This is a genomic window from Mameliella sp. LZ-28 (assembly GCF_012274245.1).
Taxonomy (GTDB): domain Bacteria; phylum Pseudomonadota; class Alphaproteobacteria; order Rhodobacterales; family Rhodobacteraceae; genus Antarctobacter; species Antarctobacter albus.
Map to the genome: position 1 here is coordinate 1 of NZ_JAANYX010000002.1, position 20,382 is coordinate 20,382.

Genomic DNA, 20,382 nt, shown 5'->3' on the forward strand with positions numbered 1-20,382 from the left:
TGGGCCGCCCCGAGATGGTGCCGGGCGACTGGATCAAGCCGGGCGCCACGGTGATCGACGTGGGCATCAACCGCATCGACGCGCCGGAAAAGGGCGAAGGCAAAACCCGCCTCGTGGGCGACGCGCACTACGAGAGCTGCGCCGCGGTTGCGGGTGCGATCACACCGGTGCCCGGCGGCGTCGGCCCGATGACCATCGCCTGCCTGCTGGCCAACACGCTGACCGCCTGCTGCCGCGCCAACGGACTGGCAGAGCCGGAGGGGCTGACCGCTTGAGGGTCACCCCCAGACCAAAATAGGCGCGCCCCACCGGGGCGCGTTTTTGTTTCAGCTGATACCCTCGTGGACGGGCGCGGGCCTTCCTCTGGCCATTCCGACCGGGGACCGGCATGGTGCCCCCCAAGAAGGGGAGGACAAGAACCATGCGCATTCTGTTTACCGGAGGGTCCGGCAAGGCCGGGCGTCACGTCGTTGCCTACCTGCTGGACCAGGGGCACCGGGTGCTGAACGTTGACCGTGTCCCGCTGGACCTGGAAGGCGTCGACAACCGCATCGCCGACATCACAGACGCCGGCCAGGTCTATGACGTCATGAGCAGCCTCGCGGGCCTCGACGAGCTGGAGCCGGGAACCGGCGTGCCGAGGTTCGATGCCGTCGTGCATTTCGCGGCGATCCCGCGCATCCTCGTGACTTCGGACAACGAGTGTTACCGGGTCAACACGCTGGGCACCTACAATATCATCGACGCGGCGGTGAAATTCGGCATCCGCAAGATTGTCTTTGCCTCGTCCGAGACCACCTATGGCGTCTGTTTCGCCGATGGCGAGCGCAAGCCGGACTACCTGCCCGTCGACGAGACCCATCCCACCGTGCCCGAGGACAGCTACGCCATGTCCAAGGTCGTCAACGAGGTCACCGCGCGCAGCTTTCAGGCGCGCAGCGGGTGCGACATCTACGGGCTGCGGATCAACAACGTGATCGAGCCGCATGAATACGCACAGGACTTTCCGGCCTACATGCAGGACCCGGCCCTGCGGCGGCGCAACATCTTTGCCTATATCGACGCGCGCGATCTGGGGCAGATGGTCGACCGGTGCCTGGCGACCGACGGGTTGGGCTACGAGGTCTTCAACGTGTCGAACGACGACCATTCGGTCGGGCTGAGCACGTCTGAACTGATCGAGAGGTTCTACGAGGGCGTGCCGGTCAAGGGCACGTTGGGCGAGACCGAGACGCTGTACAGCAACCGCAAGGCCAAGGAAATGCTGGGCTACCAGCCGCGCCACAGCTGGCGCGATGTGCTGGGGTAAGGTTTAGTCCTGCCTGAGCGGGACACGGACCATCGTCCCGGTCAGCCGGGCGATATGGCGTTCCCCGGTTCCGGTGAAGGCATAGACATCGGCCTGCGTGACCAGCATCCGCTTGCCCGGCTTGATGACGCTGCCGCGGGCAACGAGGCGATCCCCGACGCCGGGAGCAAGATAGTGGATCGCCATTTCGGACGTGACAACGTCGCTTTCCGCGTCGAGCAGGGTGACGGCGGCGTAGCCGGCGGCGCTGTCGCCGATGGCAAAGGGCAGGGCGCCGTGGGCATAGCCCTGTTGCTGCGACACCTCGGGCCGGATCGGCACTTCGATCTCGATTTCGCCGGGGGCGACGCGGGTCAACGACGCGCCAAGTGTGACAAGCATGCCCTGGCGGTTGAAACTGGTGCGGATGCGCGTGTCTAGGTCCATGTTGCGACTTGGCCATGCCGCGCGGGCAAGGGCAAGAGGGATCAGCCTGCCCTTGCGCGACGGGGCATCGGAATGGCCACGGGACGCGGACCCGTCAGGATGGCCTGGGCCGACGGGTCCATCAGGTCGGAGAGGACGGGAGCATCGCAGTGCAGCCCGCCGGTGTAGGCCCCATAGGCGGGCAGGATCAGGCGCGTTTCGTCGACCAGAAAACAGGGGCGGGTCACGCTGCGCCCCCTGAGGGACAATCGCGCCTTGGGATGATAGTGGCCCGAAACCTCTGCCCGGCCATCCGGGGTGGCGATATGGCGAAATGTCAGCCCACCCTCAGTGTGTTCGGCACGATGCGCACCGTTCAGCGTCACGGGGGCAGGATCGTGGTTGCCCGCGATCCAGATCCACTCTCGCCCGGCTTGCAGGCGTGTGATCCACAGCAGGTCCTCTTGCGGCAGCGCGGCCTCTATGCCCGGCGCGTCGAAACTGTCGCCCAGGCAGATGACCCGCTGGGTCTTGGTGGCGGCAAGATCATCGTCCAGACGTTGCAGGGTTTCCCGCGTCTCGTAGGGCGGAAGCTGCGCGCCCCCCACGGCGGAAAGCCGCGCGGATTTGCCGAGATGCAGGTCAGAGACCACCAGTATCCCGGCCTCGGGCCAGTGCAGTGCCCCGGACGGGAGGGCCTGCAGGGTGACGCCATGAAAAGAGAACCCGTGCGTGTTCATGTCTTGTTCTTGACACGCCGGGGCGGTGTCCGCAAGCGGGTGCAAGGCTCAGGCGGCCTTGCGGTCTTCCTCGGCTGTTGTCGCGGCGTTGCGTGCCTTGCGGGCGGCCTTTTCGGCACGTACATCGGCGGCCCATAGGTCCAGCAGGTCCTGCGCGTCCGCCTGCCATTCGTCGAGTGTGGGCGTTTCTGTCCGGACAAAGCGGGCCGGGCGCCGGTCTGCGAGCGTCGGCAGGATGAAGGCCAGGGTAAGGATAAGGGCAACCGTCACGACCGCGCCGCCAACCCAGGCTGTCGCCAGAACCCACGCCCAGTGCAGCCCGGCCACCTGTGCGGCGATGCCCATTCCCGTGATGCAAAGGATGTTCAGAACGAGGATCGAGAAGACGTTGAGAACGGCAGGAGTGTCATCGTGAAGCTGGTCGGGATCGAAATGGACAGACATTGTTCGGGGCTTTCGTTGTAAGGGGGGCAGCTTTCTGTCTGCCATGACCTGCACCGGGGCAAGCCGCCGTTTTGGCCCTGCGAACGGTATAAGGGATCGCGCTGGCCGGATCACGCGGACGCTTGGGTGGTTCGGTGCGAAATCGGAGAGGAGGCCTATCCGTTGGGATAGGGCTACCAGGGCACCCGCCATGCCGGCTTGGTTTCGACCTGCGCCAAGCCGCTTTCGTCCAGAAGGCGGCTGATTTCCTCTTCCATCAGCCGTTCGTCCGCCAACCCGTTGACTGGCACCCGCCCGGGTTCAAGAAAGAGCGGCGCGGCCAACGGGGTGACTCGGGACAGGCGCAGGTGATCGATGTGGTCGCCGACGCGTTCGCACATCTCGCGGATGCGGGCGAAATCCACCAGCCCGCGCATCGCCTCCTCGCGGGTGATCTGCATCAAGAGGTGCTCGGGGTCGTATTTCAGCAAGGTGTCGTACAGGATGTCCGAGGACATGGTGGCCTGCCGCCCGGTCTTGCGCTGACCGCCGACCTGCCGCTCGATCAGCCCGGCGATGGTGGCAGAGGCGCGGAAGGTGCGTTTCATCACTGCGTTGCCCGCAAGCCAAGTGTCGAGGCCGTTTTCCAGCGCCTGCAGATCGAACAGCGGCACCGGATCGGTCACCGCGTCCAGCCCCCAGATCAGCGTGGCGTAATCCGTGCTGACGAAACCCATCGGTGCCAGCCCCATCTCCTCCATCCGTTTCGTCAGCAAGAGACCCAGCGTCTGCTGCGCATTGCGCCCGGCAAAGCCGTAGACCACCAGTTGCTGCCGCCCGTCGTGGGGGAAGCTCTCGACCAGCAGGCGGCCCGGTTCGGGCAGCCGTGAAACCTCGCGCTGCAGGTGCAGCCAGTCGCGGGTGTGGGGTGGCAGGTCGGGCCAGTCCTCTGCCCGGAACATCCGCAGGATACGGTCCGAAAGCTGCGTTGAGGTCGAGAATTTCGTGCCCATGAAAGTGGCGATCTTGGGCTTGCGTCCCGGATCGCGCGTCACCTCGACCACCAGTTCGCGCAGCCCCTCGTAGCGCACGATCTGGCCGCCGATCAGGAAGGTGTCGCCCTTGGTCAGCGAGGCGGCAAAGCCTTCCTCGACCTCGCCCAGCGGCGCGCCGCCGCGCCCGCGCCATTTGACCTTGAGAGTGTCGGTGTCCTGGATCGTGCCGATGTTCTGGCGGATGCGGGTGGCGGAGCGCGGGTCGCGCAGCTGCCAACGCCCGTCCGCGCGCTGTTGCAGGCGCTGCCACTGGTCATAGGCGCGCAGCGCGTAGCCGCCGGTGGCGCAGAAATCGAGACAGGCATCGAATTGCGCCCGGGTCAGCCCGGCGTAGGCGCCCGCGCCGCGCATTTCCCGATACAGGGCGTCGGCCTCGAACGGGCCAGAGGCGGCGGCGATCAGGATATGCTGGCAGAGCACATCGCGCGGCCCCGGCCCGCGCGGCTCGCCGTCCAGATCATGCGCCTTGACCGCCTCCAGCGCGGCCAAGCATTCGACCACCTCAAAGCGGTTGGCGGGCACCAGGATCGCCTTGGACGGCGCGTTGTAGCGGTGATTGGCGCGGCCGATCCGCTGGACCAGCCGCTTGACGTTCTTCGGCGCGCCGACCTGGATCACCAGGTCCACGTCCCCCCAGTCGATGCCCAGGTCCAGCGAGCCGGTGCAGACGATGGCGCGCAACTGGCCCGCGACCATTGCCGCCTCGACCTTTTCCCGCTGGCCGCGGTCGAGCGAGCCGTGGTGGATGCCGATGGGCAGCGCATCCTCGTTCGCCAACCAGAGATTGTGGAAATAGATCTCGGCCTGTGCGCGGGTGTTGTGAAAGATCAGCGTGGTCTTGTGGCGTTTGACTTCTTCCAGCACGGCCGGGATGGAGTAGGCAGCGCCGCCCCCGGCCCAGGGCGGGGCTTGGTCCGTGACCAGCATCGAGATGTCCGGGTCCGGGCCGGGATCGGCCTGCAGGATATCGCAGGGCTGATCGCCGTGGGCCATGAGCCGCGCGATGGCCTGCGGGTCCTCGACCGTGGCCGACAGGCCCACGCGGCGCAGGCCGGGGCAGAGCGCCTGCAACCGCGCCAGCGCCAGCATGAGCTGATCGCCGCGCTTGGATTCGCTCAGCGCGTGGATCTCGTCGACGATGACCCTTTGGAGGCCCGCGAACATGCGCGGCGCATCCTCGTAAGAGGTCAGCAGGGCGAGGCTTTCAGGTGTGGTCAGCAGGATATGCGGCGGGTCGGCGCGCTGGCGTTTCTTGCGGCTGGCGGGCGTGTCGCCGGTGCGGTCCTCGACCCGGATCGGCAGGCCCGCCTCCTCGATCGGGATCAGCAGGTTGCGCCGGATGTCGGCGGCCAGCGCCTTGAGCGGCGAGATGTAGAGCGTGTGCAGGCCGTCGTGCGGGCTCTCGGCCAGTTCTGAAAGCGTCGGCAGGAACCCGGCCAGCGTCTTGCCGCCGCCGGTGGGCGCGATCAATAGTAGCGCAGGGCCGGCGGCACGGTCCAGCATGGCGCGCTGGTGTGGATGGACCTGCCAACCACGCGAGTCGAACCAGCTTTGCAGACTGTCGGGAAGCCTTGTCATGGTCGAGAGATAACCCGCTCCATCGGAAAGCAACAGCGGGCCGACCGGCGGTTGCGACTCCTCTTTCCTTTCGCGGCGTGCTCGGCTTGACTGCGCGCGGGGAGGATCACCATGCTGAACGGCATTCGCATCATCGAGTTCGAGGCGCTGGGGCCGGGACCCTTTTCCGCAATGCACTTGGCGGACCTTGGCGCCGAGGTCATCCTGGTGCAGCGCAAGGGTGGCGAAACCAATCCTGCCAAGGGTGCCAGCCGTCTGTTGGACAGGGGCAAGAGGTCCATCGCGCTGGACCTCAAGGATGACGGAGATCTTGGCATTGCCCGCGCGCTGATCCGATCCGCCGACGGGCTGATCGAGGGGATGCGCCCGGGGGTGATGGAGCGGCTGGGGCTGGGCCCGGAGGCGGCGCAGTCGCTCAATCCGCGTCTGGTCTACGGACGGATGACGGGCTGGGGGCAGGATGGGCCGCGCGCGACGCTTGCCGGGCACGACCTGAACTATTTGGGCCTGTCCGGCGCCCTGTTCTACGCCGGGTTGCCGGGACAGGTGCCGGGCGTGCCGCCGACGATGCTGGGCGATATCGGCGCCGGCGCGCTTTACCTGACCGTGGGGATGCTGGCGGGGCTGTTGCAGGCGCGGGAGACAGGGCAGGGGACGGTTGTCGACGCGGCCATCGTGGACGGGGCGCAGCACATGATGGCGCTCTTGCGGTCGATGGGGCCGGGGTTCGACACGGGCGCGCGGGGACGGTCATTGCTGGACGGGCCGCATTGGTCGCGCTGCTATGCTTGTTCCTGTGGTGGCCATGTGGCTCTGCAATGCCTGGAGCCGAAATTCTACGCCTTGTTCCTGGACCGGATGGGACTGGCGGAGGATCCGGATTTCGCGGACCAGTTCGATCCCGACCGTTGGCCGGTGCAGGGGGCGCGGCTGGAACGGATCTTTGCCGCCCAGCCGCGCGATCATTGGGCGGCTTTGTTCGAGGACAGCGATGCCTGCCTTGCCCCGGTCCTGACCCCGGACGAGGCGGCCTGTGATCCGCACATGACGGCGCGCGGGCATGGGCCGGGCAGCGCCTTGCCGGCGCCGCGTTTCGATGGCGGGGCGCGGGCGACCAGACCGGCGCCGGACCCGGGGCAGGACAGAGTGGCGATCTTGGATGAGCTGAGGGAAAGGGGCCTGTTGTGAACGAAGCCGAGACATTCGCGGACCTGTTGAAGGCGCGCTATTCCTGCCGGGCCTACCGGCCCGACCCGGTCCCGCAGGAGGTGATCGAAAGCGCCCTGCGGGATGCGCAGCAGGTGCCAAGCTGGAACAACGTCCAGCCCTGGCAGGTGATCGCCCTCACGGCGCCGGAAACCGCTGCATTCGCCAAGGCCTTCTATGCCCATGTGGAAACCGGGGAGCGGCAAAGCGACATCCCCTTTCCGTTGCGTTACGAGGGCATCTACCAGGAAAGGCGGCGCACCTGTGGCTGGCAACTGTATGGCGCGTTGGGCATCCAGAAAGGTGACCGCGCGGCCTCGGGCAGGCAAATGCGCGAGAATTTCCGCCTCTTCGGGGCGCCGCACTGCCTGTTGATCACCGCGCCGAAGGACCTTGGCACCTATGGGGTGCTGGATTGCGGGGCCTATGTCACGGCTGTCATGCTGGCATTTCAGGCGCGCGGGCTGGCCAGTATCGCGATGGCGGCGGTGGCCAGTTTCTCGCCCTTCGTGCGCGACCGCTACGACATCGCCGAGGATCGTGACCTTGTTTGCGCCATCGCCTTTGGCCATGCCGATCCGGATCATCCCGCCAATTCCTACCGCACCGACCGCGCAGACCTGTCCGAAGTCGTGGACTGGCGTTGAACGCGAAAGCAGGGGGCAGGCCATGCGCAGCAGCAAGACGATCCACGTGATCTCGGCCCATGCCGAGGGCGAGGTGGGCGACGTGATCGTTGGCGGTGTCGCGCCGCCGCCGGGAGAGACGCTCTGGGAACAAAGCCGCTGGATCGCGCGGGACGGTGGCTTGCGGGATTTTGTCCTGAACGAGCCGCGCGGCGGCGTGTTCCGGCATGTCAACCTGCTGGTCCCGCCGAAACATCCGGACGCGGATGCGGCCTTCATCATCATGGAACCGGAGGACACGCCACCGATGTCGGGGTCGAACTCGATCTGCGTGGCGACGGTTCTGCTGGATGGGGGCATCCTGCCGATAGAGGAGCCGGTGACGGAATTCACGCTGGAGGCACCGGGCGGGCTGGTTCGGGTGCGCGCCGAATGCCGGGACGGCAAGGCACAGCGTATCTTTGTCCGCAACCTTCCCAGTTTCGCACAGAAACTGGGTGTGCCGCTGGAGGTCGAAGGGCTGGGCAGGCTGACCGTGGACACGGCATTCGGCGGCGACAGTTTCGTCATCGTCGATGCGCGTGCGCTGGGCCTGGACCTCGTGCCAGACGAAGCGCATGAGATCGCCCGAACCGGCGCGCGGATCGCCCGGGCGGCCACCGCGCAGCTGGGCTTTCACCATCCAACCAACCCTGACTGGCGGCATATTTCGTTCTGTCTCTTTGCAGGGCCGCTGGACCGCGGGTCCGAAGGTTTGCGTGCAAGGTCGGCGGTGGCGATCCAGCCGGGCAAGGTGGATCGGTCGCCCACGGGCACGGCGCTGTCCGCCCGCATGGCGGTCCTGCACGCGAGGGGAGAGATGGCCGAAGGCGAGACATTGACCGCGACCTCGCTGATCGGCTCGGCTTTCTCGGGACGCATTGTCGGGACGACCAGGGTGGGCGATCTGCCCGCCGTTTTGCCGGAAATCAGCGGGCGCGGCTGGATCACCGGCATTCATCAGCACATGCTGGACCCGGATGATCCCTGGCCGCGCGGCTATCGTCTCAGCGATACCTGGGGCGCGCGCTAGGAGGCTTCCTCCAGCCGGTCCGTCGCCGGGGGCGGCGTCGGGCTGAGGGCAGACAGACGGGCATAAAGCTCTGCATCCATCTGGTAGGTCATGCCCGCCAGCGAAGGCTGCAACTGCGCCGCGTTGCGGGCGGAGAGGATCGGCGCCGGGCCGGACGGATGGGCGGCCACCCAGGCCACGGCAAGCGTGGCAGCTTCGGTTCCCAGTTCGCTGGCGATCTCGGCCAGCGCCTCGGCCGCCTGGTGCATCTCGGGGCGGGCATAGCGGTTCGCGTATCGGTCGTCCTCTGTCAGGCGACCTTCGCCGCCGCGTGCATACTTGCCGGTCAGCAAGCCACCGCCCAGCGGCGAATAGGGCACCGGCAGGATGTCTTCCGAGGCGCACATGGGCAGGATTTCCACCTCGGCCTGGCGTTTCACCAGGTTGTACATGGGTTGCAGCACGTCGATCCGGGTGCCGAAACGGGCCGCCACTCCCTGCGCCTTCATCACCTGCCAGGCGGCATAGTTGGACACGCCGATGTACCGAATTGTCCCAGCCTGCTGCAATTCGGCGAGCGTCTCGAAACTCTCTTCCAGCGGCGTATCGCCGTCCCAGCGATGCAGGTAGTAGAGGTCGATCACCTCCATGTTCAGGCGCTTGCGGCTTTCGTCCAGAGAGGTCCGGATGTTGTCACGGCTGGCGCCGCCGGGGAAATTCGCCTTGGTCGCGATGAACAGATCCTTGCGCGCCGCGGCGGCGAACTGGCCCAGAAGGCGCTCTGAGGCGCCATCGGTATAGACGTGGGCGGTGTCGAAATGGGCGATGCCCGCGGCGCGGCAGGCGTCGAACATGGCGCGGCTGTCAGCCTCGGTGGCGCGGCCCCCGAACTGCATGCAGCCAAAGGCAAAGCGGGCGGGTGTGTCACCCGAAAGTGTGGTCAGTGTCATGGCATCAACCTGCCACGCGGTGCGCCAAAGTCAAAGCAGCTTTGGCAGATCATGATGTGCCCACCGCTTCGCATGTGACCTGGGGCACAGGTCGCAACCTACGCTGGCTCGACAGACTCTCGGGGGCCTGCCATGCTGTCAGGAAAAGGAGCCGCCCATGCGCCTGCTGCCCCGACTGGCCGGCGCGGCCTGTCTGGCCGCCGCCACCTCCGCGCCACTGGCGACGGGCGCCGGGGAAAGCTGCACCGAGGATGCGATGATCGTCTTCGACGGGTCCGGCAGCATGGCAGAGATCGGCTACAACGCGATCGGCGTGCCCCGCATCTCCGAGGCCCGCATGGCGATGCGCCGGGTGATCCCCTCTGTCGCGGCGGCGCGACGGCTGGGCCTGGTGATCTACGGCCCCGCCGGAGACCGGACCTGCGCCAACACCGACCTGCGCTTTCCGCCGCAATGGCAGGCCGGGCCGCGGATCCTGGCGGATGTCGATGCGTTGCGGCCCGCTGGGGGCACCTCGCTGACCGAAAGCGTCCGGCGCGCGGCAGAGACGCTGGACTACCTCAATCGCCCCGGGACCGTGGTTCTGGTGACGGATGGCAAGGAAACCTGCGGCGGTGCGCCCTGCAGTCTTGCCGCCGAGATCGCCGCGATGGCGCCGGAACTGACGGTGCATGTGATCGGCTTCAAGGTGCGCGGCGATCATTTCGACTGGTCCAATCCGAACGATCAGATGGCCACCACCGTGGCCCGCTGCCTGGCCGACCGAACCGGCGGGCGCTATGTCCGTGCCGAAACGGTTGACGAATTGATCGGGGCGCTGCGGGTGACGTTGGGCTGCAACGTGATGGGCGCGCTTCCGACCGAGCGGCGGCGCCTGCGTTAGTCCGGCCTGCGGTCGGGTTAACCGCCTTTGACAGGAATCAGGACACCGCGCAGTCTGTCCTCATTATGCCGGAGCGGCACTTGGCCGCTGCCGATATATTGGAGGACAAATCGTGTTCAGGAAATTTTCCATCATGGCGCTTGCCGCCAGTTTCGCGTTTTGCGGTGCGGCGCCAATTTCGGCGCAGGACGCCGGGTTCGAAATCATCGGCGCCGCCGATACGATCGAGGTGAAGGCCAAGCAGGCGGTGACGCTTGCCTTTGACGATGCCTATGCCGAATTGTCGATCGGCGACCCCGAGATCGCGGATATCAGCTCTCTCAGCGGGACCCTGGTCTATCTTCTGGGCAAGGAGGTTGGAGAGACCACACTGACGGTGATCCGTGACCGCGACAGCCTGGACCTGACGCATATGGCAGTGGTGGTCTACCGCGACATCGCGCCGATGCAGGGCTTTCTGGAAAAGGCCGGGGGCGACGTGACACTGGAACGTGCGGGCGTTGTGGTGACCGCCTCTGGTTGCGTTGCAGGCGACCGCCAGCGGCAGGCCCTGGAAGGCGTTATGACCCAGCTCAAGTCCTGGGGCTATGTCGCGCTGGCCGACGTGGGGGGCTGCTGACCCCTCGGCCGGCGCATTCCGGATGAAACGAAGGCCCCAAAGGGGGCCTTCGTTCCGTCATCGGTTTACTGCGGGATGTCGGCGTTGATGCCTTCGACGTAGAAATCCATCCCCAGCAGGGTGCCGTCATCGGCCACTTCGCCCTCTGCCAGCCAGACAGAGCCGTCGGCCTTGTTGATCGGTCCGGTGAACGGGTGGTAGTCGCCCGCCGCGATGGCGGCCTTGAGGTCCAGCGCCTCGGCTTTGACCTCTGCGGGGACCGCGTCGGTGATCTCGCCGATGCCGACCATGCCCGGGCCGATACCGTCCCAGGTGTCTTCGCTGGTCCAGCTGCCGTCCATGACCGCCTGCACGCGGTCGATGTAGTAAGGCGCCCAGTTGTCGATGATCGAGGAGACGCGCGGGGTGGGCGCGTATTCGATCATGTCCGAGGCCTGGCCGAAGGTGATGACATTGCCGGCCTCTGCCGCCGCCGCCTGCGGCGCGGTCGAGTCGGTATGCTGCAGGATCACGTCGGCGCCGTTCTCGATCAGGGCGCGGGCGGCATCCGCCTCTTTCGCCGGATCGAACCAGGTGTAGGCCCAGATGATCGAGAATTCGACGTCCGGGTTCACCTTTTTGGCGTGGATATAGGCCGCGTTGATGCCGCGGATGACCTCGGGGATCGGGTAGGAGGCGATGTAGCCGATCTTGTTGGTCTTGGTCATCGACCCGGCGATATGGCCCTGGATGGCGCGGCCTTCGTAGAAACGGGCCGAGTAGACGCTGACGTTGTCTGCGCGCTTGTATCCGGTGGCGTGTTCGAACTTCACGTTCGGGAATTTCTCCGCCACGGCGATGGTCGGGTCCATGTAGCCGAAGGACGTGGTAAAGATGATGTCTGCACCCGACAGGGCCATCTGCGTGATGGCGCGTTCGGCATCGGCGCCTTCGGGCACGCTTTCCTGGTAGATGGTCTTCACCTTGTCGCCAAAGTGCTCCTCGACCGCAAGGCGCCCCTTGTTGTGTTCGTAGGTCCAGCCGCCATCGCCCACCGGGCCGACGTAGATGAAGCCCGCGGTGACGTCCTGGGCCGCGGCGGCAGAGCCGAAGCCAAGCGTCAGCGCGAGGGCTGCGGTGGAGAGAAGGGTTCTTCTGTGCATTGTGGTCCCCTGTTGGTTGGTTCTGTGCCTCAGCTCGAGGCGTGGAAAGGCCGGCCCAGCGAGGCGGGCGCGGCATGCGCGCCGCGGGCCGAGATGATCACGAGCACGAGGATCGTGACAAGATAGGGCGAGGCCGACAAGAGCGCGACCGGCACGGCGGCGCCCGCCGCCTGCAGGTTCAGTTGCAGCACCGTGACCCCGCCGAACAGATAGGCCCCGATGGCCACGCGGCCTGGTCGCCACGAGGCGAAGACGACGATGGCCAGGGCGATCCAACCGGCGCCGGCGGTCATGCCCTCGGTCCATTGCGGGACGCGCACCAGGCTGAGGTATGCGCCGCCGAGGCCCGCACAGGCGCCGCCGAATAGGATCGCCATGAGGCGGATAATGACGACCTTGTAGCCAAGCGCATGGGCGCTGTCGTGGCTTTCGCCGACCGCACGCAGGATCAGCCCGGCGCGGGTGTGTTTCAGGAAGGCCCAGACCGCGACAACCAGCGCGAGGCTGAAATAGACCATCAGGTCATGGCTGAAGAGCATCCGCCCCACCACCGGCAGGTCCGACAGCAGAGGGATGTCCAGCTTGGGCAGGGTCGGGCTTTTCATACCCTCGTAGGGTTTCCCGATCAGGCTGGAAAGGCCAAGGCCCACCAGCGTCAGGCCCAGCCCGGTGGCAACCTGGTTCGAAAGCAGGAACTGCGTCAGCAGGCCAAATGAGAGCGCAAGCAGCGCCGAGGCCAGAGCCGCGGCGACGAACCCCAGCGCGGGAGAGGTGGAATTGACCGCCACGGCAAAGCCCACCACGGCGCCGGTGATCATCATCCCCTCGACGCCCAGGTTCAGCACGCCGGATTTCTCGACAACCATCTCGCCGATGGCGGCCAGCAGGATCGGTGTGGCCGAGACCATGATGGAGGCGACGAGAAGGATGGGATTGATGCTGCTCAGGTCCATCATGCCACCTCCCTCTTGCCGATGCGCAGGCGGAAATTGGTGAAGACATCCATTGCGAGCAGGAAGAACAGCAACATCCCCTGGAACAGCTGGATCGAGGCGCCGGGCAGGCCCAGCATCAGCTGCGCCAGCTCGCCACCGATATAGGTCAGCGCCATGAGCAGACCGGCCAGCAGGATGCCGATGGGATTGAGCCGCCCCAGGAAGGCCACGATGATCGCCGTGAACCCGTAGCCGGACCCAAAGTCGATCGAGACCTGGCCCGCGGGGCCGGTGACCTCGAACAACCCTGCCATGCCGGCCAGCGCGCCCGAGAGGCCAAGGCAGATCAGGATGATGCGCGCCGGGTTCACGCCGGAAAAGCGGGCCGCGCGCGGCGCTTCGCCGGTCAGCCGGATGTTGAAGCCCAGCATGTGCCGGGTCAGCAGGACATAGGCGCCGATCACCGCGATGAAGGCAAAGACCACGCCCCAGTGCATCCCGGTGTTGGCGATCAGGTCGCTGTTATGCGCCGCGTCCCATTGCTTGAAATTGCGCGACCCGGGGAAGCCACGCCCCTCGGGATTGCGCAAAAGGCCGGTTGAGACAGAGCCGAGGATGGTTTCCGCCACATAGACCAGCATCAGCGAGACGAGGATCTCGTTGGTGCCGAATTTCGTCTTCAGGATGGCCGGGATCATCGCCCAGGCCCAGCCGCCAAGCGCGCCGGCGACGATCATGATCGGGAAGATCAGGAAACTTTCGGAGGGGTAGAAGGCAAGACCGGCGGCAGCGCCACAGATGGCGCCCATGATGTACTGCCCTTCGGCGCCGATGTTCCAGATCCCGGCGCGAAAGCCGATGGAAAGCCCGATGGCGATCAGGATCAGCGGCCCCGCCTTGACCAGCAACTGCGGTCGCGTGAACCCGGCGAATTGCGCGTTGAACAGCGGATCCCAGAAGATCGTGCGGATCGCCTCGACCGGGTTGGCGCCGAGGAAGGCAAAAAGCACGCCGCCGACGAGCATGGTCAGCAGCACGGCCAGCACCGGCGTCAGGTAGGTCCAGAGTTGCGAAGGCTGGGGGCGTTTCTCAAGCCGGATCATGGGCGTGTCCCCCCTTGGCCAGCGGCCTCATTCGTCCACATGGGCCACCTCCATGTCATGGGCGCCGCCCATCATCAGGCCAATCTGCTCGATATCCAGGCTGGCGACCGGACGTGTGGGCGACAGCCGCCCCTCGTTCAGGGCGCCAAACCGGTCCGAGACCTCCATCAGCTCATCCAGGTCCTGGCTGATGACCACCACGGCGCCGCCCTTGGCGGCCAGGTCCAGGATCGACTGGCGGATAAAGGCCGCCGCCGCCGCGTCCACGCCCCATGTGGGCTGGTTCAGCACCAGTACGCGCGGGCCTTGCAGGATCTCGCGACCGACGACGAATTTCTGTAGGTTTCCCCCTGACAGCGCCCGTGCCGCCGTGCCTGGCCCCGGCGTGCGCACGTCGAAATGGCCGATCACCTCTTCGGCGAACTGCCGCGCCTTGCCCCAGGAGATGAAACCGTTCGTCAGCATTCCCTCGCGCCGCGCCGCCGTCAGAACGCCGTTCTCGACCAGGCTCATGTCGGGCGCAGCGGCGTGGCCCAGCCGTTCCTCGGGTCCCGACAGCACGCCAAGATCGCGGCGTGCGACGGGGCCGGCCCGGCTGATGTCCTTGCCTTCCAGGATGATGGACCCGGCGGGCGCCATGCGTTCGCCCGACAGCGCGGCCAGCAATTCGTCCTGCCCGTTGCCGGCGACCCCGCCGATGCCCAGTACCTCGCCCGCGCGGACCTCGAAGCTGACCTCGCGCAGGGGGGTGCCAAAGGCGCCGGGCGCGGGCAGGCTCAACTCGTTCACCGCCAGCAGCACCTCGCCGGTCTTGCCGCCCTTGGCCTCTGGGGTCGCGAAACTGGCGCCCACCATCATCTCGGCCAGTTGCCGGGCCGAAGTCTCCGCGGGGGTGCAGGTTGCCACCTTCTTGCCCAGTCGCAGGATCGTGGCGGTGTCGCAAAGCGCGCGGATTTCCTCCAGCTTGTGCGAGATATAGAGGATCGAGGTGCCTTCGGCCTTCAGCTTGCGCAGGGTCTCGAACAGGATCTCGACCTCCTGCGGGGTCAGGACGCTGGTCGGTTCGTCCATGATCAGCAGGCGCGGGTTCTGCAAAAGGCAGCGGATGATCTCCACTCGTTGCCGTTCGCCCGCCGACAGCGTGCCGACGGTACGCGTGGGGTCCAGCGGCAGCCCATAGGTCTCCGAGACCTCACGGATCTGGCGGGCAAGGTCGGACATGGGGGGCGGCGTTTCCATCCCCAGCGCCACGTTTTCCGCCACGTCCAGTGCGTCGAAGAGCGAGAAATGCTGGAACACCATCGCGATCCCGGCCTGCCGCGCCTCCGAGGGTTTCGACGGCTTGTACGGCGCCCCGTCCAGCAGCATCTGCCCCTTGTCCGGTGCATTCAGCCCATAGATCATCTTGACCAGCGTCGATTTTCCGGCGCCGTTCTCGCCCAACAGCGCGTGGATCTCGCCCCGCCCGATGTCAAAGGTGACGTCATCGTTGGCAATCACGCCCGGGTAGATCTTGGTCAGGCCCTGGAGGCTGAGGAGTGTGTCGGCCACGCGTGGTCCTTCTCTTGCTGCCAGTTGAGTAGCTGCGCCACCGTGCCGATGGCAATGGCCTGCGGATGTTTGCCAAGCGCTTTGTGCCCGATCGGACAGCAGATGGCGTCGATTTGGGCGGGCGCATGGCCAAGCACCTGCAATCGCTTGCGGAACCGTGCCCATTTCGTGTCCGACCCGATCAATCCGCAAAAGGCGAATCCGTGTGACAGGGCTGCGTGACACAGCGCCAGGTCGATCTCGTGGCTGTAGGTCAGGATCAGGTGGGCGGCGTTCCCGGGGGCGCGTGGCATGGCGCGCTCCGGCGCGGGGACGGGCAGGGCGGTGACGTCATCGGGGATCTCATCGGGGAACCGCTCCGGCCCGGTATCGACCCATGTCAGCGCCACGTCCGGCAAGGGCGCCAGAACCGAGACCAGTGCCCGGCCGACATGGCCCGCGCCCCAGATCCAGACCGGCAGGGCCGGGCGGCGGACCGCTTCCACCATCCAGCCTTGCAGGAGCTGTGGTTCGGGCGCTTCGCCCTTTGCCCGGGCCCGGTCGATCATCCGACGCACCGCCAGCGGCATCTCTCCGGCCCCGCGCGCGATCACCTCGCGCCCTTCGAGACCGGCCACCGCCAGCGCATCGTAATGCTCGGTCAGCAGCGTCACCGCCCCGCCGCAGCACTGGCCCAGCTCCGGCCCCAGGGGATGACGCGTCAGCCCTTCATGGCTCAGCGCGGACTGTGCAGCCATGAGTTCAAGCGCGCCGCCGCCGATGGTACCGAATTGGCCACCGTCCCAGACCAGCATGGCGGCCCCGACCTCGCGCGGGGCCGAGCCCGCAACCTCGGCCACCACGACCCGGGCGACACGCCCGTGCCGTTCGACCGCGCGGCAGAGAAGGGCGAAGTCGAAACTCATCCCTGCACCCGTGCAATAGCGGCCAGCACCCGTTCCGGTGTTGCAGGCGCGTCCAGAGCCGGATAGCCCGGCCCGCAGGCCGCCACGGCATCCGAAAGCGCCATCAGTGCCGAAATCCCCAGCATGAAAGGCGGCTCGCCCACCGCCTTGGAGCGATAGACCGTCTCCTCGCGGTTCTCACCCTCCCAGAGCGCCACGTTGAAAACCTCTGGCGCATCCGAACAGGCCGGGATCTTGTAGGTCGAGGGCGCATGGGTGCGCAGCCGCCCGTGGTCGTCCCAGACCAGCTCTTCGGTCGTCAGCCAGCCCGCGCCCTGGACAAAGCCGCCCTCGACCTGGCCGATGTCGATGGCGGGGTTCAGCGAGGCGCCCGCGTCATGCAGGATGTCGGTGCGCAGCATCCGGTATTCGCCGGTCAGCGTGTCGATCACGACCTCGGTGCAGGCGGCGCCATGGGCAAAGTAGAAGAACGGTCGCCCTTCGCCCTTCATCCGGTCCCAGGACAGTTTCGGTGTTTTGTAGAAGCCGGTGGCCGAAAGACTGACCCTTCCCGCGTAACAAAAGGCCGCCGCCTCGGCAAAGCTCATCTCCTGGGCTCCGGCCAGTACCCGTCCGTCACGGAACTGGACCTCGTCCGGGCGGCACTGGTGCAATTGCGCCAGGTGCCTGGCCATGCGGGTACGGATCGTCTCGCAGGCAATCTTGACCGCCGCGCCGTTCAGGTCCGACCCCGAAGAGGCGGCTGTGGCCGAGGTATTGGGCACCTTGGCGGTATCGGTGGCGGTGATGCGGACGACCTCTTGTGGCACGCCGAAGGCCGAAGCCGCCACCTGTGCCACCTTCTGGAACAGCCCCTGTCCCATCTCGGTGCCGCCGTGGTTCATGGCGATGGAACCGTCCTGGTAGACATGCACCAGCGCGCCCGCCTGGTTAAGATGCGTGAGCGTGAAGGAAATGCCGAATTTCACCGGCGTCAGCGCGATACCCTTCTTGAGAATCGGGTTGGCCGCGTTCCACTCTGCCACCGCCGCCCGCCTGCCTGCGTAGTCGCAGGACATCTCCAGCGCCTCTGTCATCTCGTTCAGGATGAAATCCTCGACCGTCTGGCCATAGGGCGTGACGGTCCTGGGCTTCTTCTTGGCGGAAATACCCCCGGGGGGGCTCGGCTCTGCCGAGCGGGGGGCAGCGCCCCCCTCCATCGGGTCGTAGTAATTCGCCTTTCGCACCGCCAGCGGATCGCGGCCCAGCACATGGGCGACGTGATCCATGACGCGCTCGATCCCCACCATGCCCTGCGGGCCGCCAAAGCCGCGATAGGCGGTGGCACTGCACATGTTGGTGCGCAGCCGGTGGCTTTCGATCCGGACGGCGGGCAGGAAATAGGCGTTGTCCGCGTGCAGCATGGCACGATCGGCCACCGGCAAGGACAGGTCCTGGGACCAGCCGCAGCGGGTGTATTGCTGGAACGCGATCCCCTGAACCACGCCCTCCGCATCGACCCCCACGCGATAGTCGATGCGGAAATCATGCCGCTTGCCGGTGATCACCATGTCGTCGTCGCGGTCATAGCGCATTTTGGCAGGCCGACCAGTGGCGGCGGCCACCACCGCGCAGGCCACGGCCAGCGCGTTGCCCTGGCTTTCCTTGCCGCCGAAACCGCCGCCCATACGCCGCGTCTCGACCCGCACGTTATGCATCTGAAGGCCCAGAGCATCGGCCACCTTGTGCTGGATCTCGGTCGGGTGCTGGGTCGAGGAATGGACCAGCATGTCGCCGTCTTCCTGCGGAAAGACAAGGGCGGCCTGGCCTTCCAGGTAGAAGTGCTCCTGCCCGCCCATTTCGATCCGGCCTTCGATGACATGCGGCGCGCCGTCGAAGGCGGCCTCCACATCGCCGCGCGCCCAGATGCGCGGGCCTTCTTCGAACCGGCTGTCGGCGGTCAGCGCTTCCTCGATGGTCATGATCGGGGGCGCGGCTTCGGTCTCGATCCGCGCCTTGGCGACGGCGCGCCGCGCCGTGAGGTGGCTTTCGGCAGCGACGAGGAATACGGGCTGGCCCTGGTAATGTAGCGTGCCGTCCGACAGCAGCGGCTCGTCATGCAGCGAGGGTGAGCAGTCGCACTCCGACGGCAGGTCATCGAAGGTCCAGACCCCCACGACACCGGGCGCGGCGCGCACCGCGTCGAGGTCGAGCGCGGTCAGCCGACCGGCGGCGATGGGCGAAAGGCCAAAGGCGAGGTGCAGGCAATTGGCGGGCGTCGGGATGTCGTCGACGTAACGTGCCTTTCCGGTCACATGCAGCGGCGCCGCGTCATGGGGGAGGGGTTTCGCGACGCTCATGGCCGCACCTCCAGCACATTCGTGGCCTGTCCCATGTCCTCGGCCCGGTAGCGGCGCAGCATGTTCCGCGCGGCGGTCAGGCGATAGTCGGCGCTGGCACGCATGTCGCTCATGGGGGCAAAGTCCTGCGCCCAGGCGGGGCCGGTGGCGTCCAGCGTGTCCTCTGTCCAGGGCTGGCCGGTGAGGGCGGCCTCCACATGCGATGCCCGCTTGGGGATGCCTGCCATGCCGCCAAAGGCGATGCGGGCGCTGGTCACGATGCCGTCCGTGACAGTCAGGTTGAAGGCGCCGCAGACGGCCGAAATGTCCTGGTCGAAGCGTTTCGACAGCTTGTAAACGCGCAAGGCGGCCAGGGCTTTGGGAATGGTCACCGCCTCGACGAACTCGCCCGGGGCACGGTCCTGCTTGCCGTAGTCGATAAAGAAGTCCTCCAGAGGTATCTCGCGCCGGGTGTCGCCCTGGCGCAGGTGCAACGTCGCGTTCGCGGCGATCAGCGCGGGCGGGTTGTCCCCGATGGGCGAGCCGTTGGCGATGTTGCCGCCGATGGTGGCGGCGTTTCTCACCTGGGTCGAGCCATAGCGGCGGATCATCTCGGCATAGCTGGGGCACAGCGGTTTCATCAGCGCATGCACGCGGTCCATCGTGACGCCTGCGCCGATGCGAAAGCCGCTATCCGTCTCCTCGATCCCCTGCAGGTCAGCGCAGCGGTTCAGGAAGATCACCGTATCGAGGTCGCGCAACTGTTTCGTCACCCAAAGGCCCACGTCCGTGGCCCCGGCAACCAGCGTGGCCTGCGGATGTTCCGCGTAGAGCCGCGCGAGGTCATCGGCGGTCGTCGGGGCGTGGCAGGTCGGCGAAGGGCTTTGCGCCATTTCAGCGCCTCGGTACGCCTGATCGCCGCTGATCCAGTCGGGCACCGGCTGATCCTCTGCCACCCGGGCGGCGCGCAGGATCGGCGCATAGCCCGTGCATCGGCAGAGGTTGCCCGCCAGGGCGTCCTTGTGGCCGGTGTCACCGTTCAGATGCGCCGTGGCCATCGAGACCGCAAAGCCTGGCGTGCAAAAGCCACACTGGCTGCCGTGATAATCCACCAGCGCCTGTTGCACAGGGTGAAGCGTGCCGTCCGGGCCGGAGAGGCCCTCGACCGTGCGCACCGCCTTGCCGTGCAATTGCGGCAGGAAGAGGATGCAGGCATTCAGGGCGCGCGCGCCGCGCTCATCCGTCACCATGACGGTGCAGGCGCCGCAGTCGCCCTCGTTGCAACCCTCCTTGGTGCCGGTGAGACCGCGCCTCTCGCGCAGCCAGTCGAGCAGCGTTTCGGTGGGTGACACCTCAGCCAGCTCAACGCTCTCTCCATTGAGAAGAAAGGCGATGTTCATCAGGTTGTGACCCGCCGCCTTACCGAATCCCCCGCGATTTTTTCGCAGGGTGCGCGCCCTCGATGCGGCGTAGAAAACGCGCCCTTGTCCCTGTTATCGGCGGTCAGGCTAGGCGGGCAGGATGCGGCAAGGCAAGGGAAAAACGCCTGCAGATTGATCGTCACCGCCCGTTTCGGCGCCAAA

At 66.6% G+C, this 20,382-nt stretch carries 18 protein-coding genes and 1 pseudogene; 7 read left to right on the forward strand and 12 right to left on the reverse strand.

All coding sequences use genetic code 11. The features are described 5' to 3' along the window. Both G9Q80_RS01070 and G9Q80_RS01075 read left to right on the forward strand, forming a co-directional pair. A pseudogene (locus tag G9Q80_RS01070) lies at nucleotides 1-275 on the forward strand (bifunctional methylenetetrahydrofolate dehydrogenase/methenyltetrahydrofolate cyclohydrolase); the annotation flags it as partial. 146 nt (nucleotides 276-421) lie between these two features. Then, the gene (locus tag G9Q80_RS01075; RefSeq protein WP_088716287.1) at nucleotides 422-1,309 is read left to right on the forward strand and encodes an NAD-dependent epimerase/dehydratase family protein; all 888 of its coding nucleotides are present in this window, start codon (nucleotides 422-424) and stop codon (nucleotides 1,307-1,309) included. Nucleotides 1,310-1,312: 3 nt separating this feature from the next. Here the strand turns inward: G9Q80_RS01075 and G9Q80_RS01080 are convergent, their stop codons facing one another. The 4 genes from G9Q80_RS01080 to G9Q80_RS01095 form a co-directional block, all read right to left on the reverse strand. Next, on the reverse strand, nucleotides 1,313-1,735 hold the full coding sequence (locus G9Q80_RS01080; RefSeq protein ID WP_088716288.1) for a PaaI family thioesterase: 423 nt from the start codon (nucleotides 1,733-1,735) through the stop codon (nucleotides 1,313-1,315). Nucleotides 1,736-1,776: 41 nt separating this feature from the next. Then, nucleotides 1,777-2,454 carry a ligase-associated DNA damage response endonuclease PdeM gene (gene pdeM / locus G9Q80_RS01085; RefSeq protein WP_088716289.1) on the reverse strand — a complete coding sequence of 226 codons (678 nt, stop codon included), beginning with the start codon at nucleotides 2,452-2,454 and terminating at the stop codon, nucleotides 1,777-1,779. Nucleotides 2,455-2,502: 48 nt separating this feature from the next. Continuing rightward, complete coding sequence (locus G9Q80_RS01090; RefSeq protein WP_088716290.1) at nucleotides 2,503-2,898, reverse strand: hypothetical protein; 396 nt, start codon at nucleotides 2,896-2,898, stop codon at nucleotides 2,503-2,505. Nucleotides 2,899-3,071: 173 nt separating this feature from the next. Beyond that, nucleotides 3,072-5,510: a ligase-associated DNA damage response DEXH box helicase gene (locus G9Q80_RS01095; RefSeq protein ID WP_088716379.1), complete on the reverse strand. Its 2,439-nt coding sequence runs from the start codon at nucleotides 5,508-5,510 to the stop codon at nucleotides 3,072-3,074. 111 nt (nucleotides 5,511-5,621) lie between these two features. Between G9Q80_RS01095 and G9Q80_RS01100 the strand changes: the two genes are divergently transcribed. Genes G9Q80_RS01100 through G9Q80_RS01110 form a run of 3 tightly spaced genes read left to right on the forward strand, consistent with a single transcriptional unit; the run spans nucleotide 5,622 to nucleotide 8,414 of the window. After that, nucleotides 5,622-6,698: a CaiB/BaiF CoA transferase family protein gene (locus G9Q80_RS01100; protein ID WP_088716291.1), complete on the forward strand. Its 1,077-nt coding sequence runs from the start codon at nucleotides 5,622-5,624 to the stop codon at nucleotides 6,696-6,698. After that, nucleotides 6,695-7,363, forward strand: a complete 669-nt coding sequence (locus G9Q80_RS01105; RefSeq protein ID WP_074622395.1) for a nitroreductase — start codon at nucleotides 6,695-6,697, stop codon at nucleotides 7,361-7,363. Before G9Q80_RS01100 ends, G9Q80_RS01105 begins: the two co-directional genes overlap by 4 nt. 22 nt (nucleotides 7,364-7,385) lie before the next feature. Next, complete coding sequence (locus G9Q80_RS01110) at nucleotides 7,386-8,414, forward strand: trans-3-hydroxy-L-proline dehydratase (RefSeq protein ID WP_088716292.1); 1,029 nt, start codon at nucleotides 7,386-7,388, stop codon at nucleotides 8,412-8,414. Here the strand turns inward: G9Q80_RS01110 and G9Q80_RS01115 are convergent. Beyond that, a complete protein-coding gene (locus G9Q80_RS01115; RefSeq protein WP_088716293.1) occupies nucleotides 8,411-9,343 on the reverse strand; it encodes an aldo/keto reductase in 933 nt (310 codons plus the stop codon). The genes G9Q80_RS01110 and G9Q80_RS01115 overlap by 4 nt on opposite strands. Before the next feature lie 157 nt (nucleotides 9,344-9,500). Here G9Q80_RS01115 and G9Q80_RS01120 point away from each other — a divergent pair, with 157 nt between their 5' ends. Continuing rightward, entirely contained in the window at nucleotides 9,501-10,226 is a 726-nt protein-coding gene (locus G9Q80_RS01120; RefSeq protein ID WP_223306264.1) for a vWA domain-containing protein, read from the forward strand. A 112-nt stretch (nucleotides 10,227-10,338) separates the two neighbouring features. Further along, nucleotides 10,339-10,845: a pilus assembly protein N-terminal domain-containing protein gene (locus G9Q80_RS01125; RefSeq protein ID WP_069208036.1), complete on the forward strand. Its 507-nt coding sequence runs from the start codon at nucleotides 10,339-10,341 to the stop codon at nucleotides 10,843-10,845. Nucleotides 10,846-10,910: 65 nt separating this feature from the next. Here G9Q80_RS01125 and G9Q80_RS01130 read toward each other — a convergent pair whose 3' ends face one another. The 7 genes from G9Q80_RS01130 to xdhA are packed head-to-tail and all read right to left on the reverse strand — an operon-like array spanning nucleotide 10,911 to nucleotide 20,199. Next, complete coding sequence (locus tag G9Q80_RS01130) at nucleotides 10,911-11,987, reverse strand: BMP family ABC transporter substrate-binding protein (RefSeq protein ID WP_043144719.1); 1,077 nt, start codon at nucleotides 11,985-11,987, stop codon at nucleotides 10,911-10,913. A 29-nt stretch (nucleotides 11,988-12,016) separates the two neighbouring features. Then, the gene (locus G9Q80_RS01135) at nucleotides 12,017-12,940 is read right to left on the reverse strand and encodes an ABC transporter permease (protein ID WP_172431375.1); all 924 of its coding nucleotides are present in this window, start codon (nucleotides 12,938-12,940) and stop codon (nucleotides 12,017-12,019) included. Continuing rightward, nucleotides 12,940-14,025, reverse strand: a complete 1,086-nt coding sequence (locus tag G9Q80_RS01140) for an ABC transporter permease (RefSeq protein WP_069208037.1) — start codon at nucleotides 14,023-14,025, stop codon at nucleotides 12,940-12,942. The genes G9Q80_RS01135 and G9Q80_RS01140 overlap by 1 nt, the downstream gene beginning before the upstream one ends. A gap of 27 nt (nucleotides 14,026-14,052) precedes the next feature. After that, complete coding sequence (locus tag G9Q80_RS01145; RefSeq protein ID WP_088716295.1) at nucleotides 14,053-15,576, reverse strand: ABC transporter ATP-binding protein; 1,524 nt, start codon at nucleotides 15,574-15,576, stop codon at nucleotides 14,053-14,055. Continuing rightward, on the reverse strand, nucleotides 15,543-16,481 hold the full coding sequence (gene xdhC / locus G9Q80_RS01150) for a xanthine dehydrogenase accessory protein XdhC (protein WP_088716296.1): 939 nt from the start codon (nucleotides 16,479-16,481) through the stop codon (nucleotides 15,543-15,545). The genes G9Q80_RS01145 and xdhC overlap by 34 nt, the downstream gene beginning before the upstream one ends. Continuing rightward, nucleotides 16,478-18,820, reverse strand: coding sequence for a xanthine dehydrogenase molybdopterin binding subunit (gene xdhB, locus G9Q80_RS01155; RefSeq protein ID WP_088716297.1), 2,343 nt, complete (start codon nucleotides 18,818-18,820; stop codon nucleotides 16,478-16,480). Before xdhB ends, xdhC begins: the two co-directional genes overlap by 4 nt. Next, complete coding sequence (xdhA, locus tag G9Q80_RS01160; RefSeq protein WP_088716298.1) at nucleotides 18,817-20,199, reverse strand: xanthine dehydrogenase small subunit; 1,383 nt, start codon at nucleotides 20,197-20,199, stop codon at nucleotides 18,817-18,819. The genes xdhB and xdhA overlap by 4 nt, the downstream gene beginning before the upstream one ends. Between the last annotated feature and the right edge of the window lie 183 nt (nucleotides 20,200-20,382).

Excerpts from the sequence above, each read along its gene's own strand:
- G9Q80_RS01075 (WP_088716287.1), top strand. The coding sequence starts at position 422 with ATGCGCATTCTGTTTACCGGAGGGTCCGGCAAGGCCGGGCGTCACGTC.
- G9Q80_RS01080 (WP_088716288.1), bottom strand. The coding sequence starts at position 1,735 with ATGGACCTAGACACGCGCATCCGCACCAGTTTCAACCGCCAGGGCATG.
- pdeM (WP_088716289.1), bottom strand. The coding sequence starts at position 2,454 with ATGAACACGCACGGGTTCTCTTTTCATGGCGTCACCCTGCAGGCCCTC.
- G9Q80_RS01090 (WP_088716290.1), bottom strand. The coding sequence starts at position 2,898 with ATGTCTGTCCATTTCGATCCCGACCAGCTTCACGATGACACTCCTGCC.
- G9Q80_RS01095 (WP_088716379.1), bottom strand. The coding sequence starts at position 5,510 with ATGACAAGGCTTCCCGACAGTCTGCAAAGCTGGTTCGACTCGCGTGGT.
- G9Q80_RS01100 (WP_088716291.1), top strand. The coding sequence starts at position 5,622 with ATGCTGAACGGCATTCGCATCATCGAGTTCGAGGCGCTGGGGCCGGGA.
- G9Q80_RS01110 (WP_088716292.1), top strand. The coding sequence starts at position 7,386 with ATGCGCAGCAGCAAGACGATCCACGTGATCTCGGCCCATGCCGAGGGC.
- G9Q80_RS01115 (WP_088716293.1), bottom strand. The coding sequence starts at position 9,343 with ATGACACTGACCACACTTTCGGGTGACACACCCGCCCGCTTTGCCTTT.
- G9Q80_RS01120 (WP_223306264.1), top strand. The coding sequence starts at position 9,501 with ATGCGCCTGCTGCCCCGACTGGCCGGCGCGGCCTGTCTGGCCGCCGCC.
- G9Q80_RS01130 (WP_043144719.1), bottom strand. The coding sequence starts at position 11,987 with ATGCACAGAAGAACCCTTCTCTCCACCGCAGCCCTCGCGCTGACGCTT.
- G9Q80_RS01135 (WP_172431375.1), bottom strand. The coding sequence starts at position 12,940 with ATGGACCTGAGCAGCATCAATCCCATCCTTCTCGTCGCCTCCATCATG.
- G9Q80_RS01140 (WP_069208037.1), bottom strand. The coding sequence starts at position 14,025 with ATGATCCGGCTTGAGAAACGCCCCCAGCCTTCGCAACTCTGGACCTAC.
- xdhC (WP_088716296.1), bottom strand. The coding sequence starts at position 16,481 with ATGAGTTTCGACTTCGCCCTTCTCTGCCGCGCGGTCGAACGGCACGGG.
- xdhB (WP_088716297.1), bottom strand. The coding sequence starts at position 18,820 with ATGAGCGTCGCGAAACCCCTCCCCCATGACGCGGCGCCGCTGCATGTG.
- xdhA (WP_088716298.1), bottom strand. The coding sequence starts at position 20,199 with ATGAACATCGCCTTTCTTCTCAATGGAGAGAGCGTTGAGCTGGCTGAG.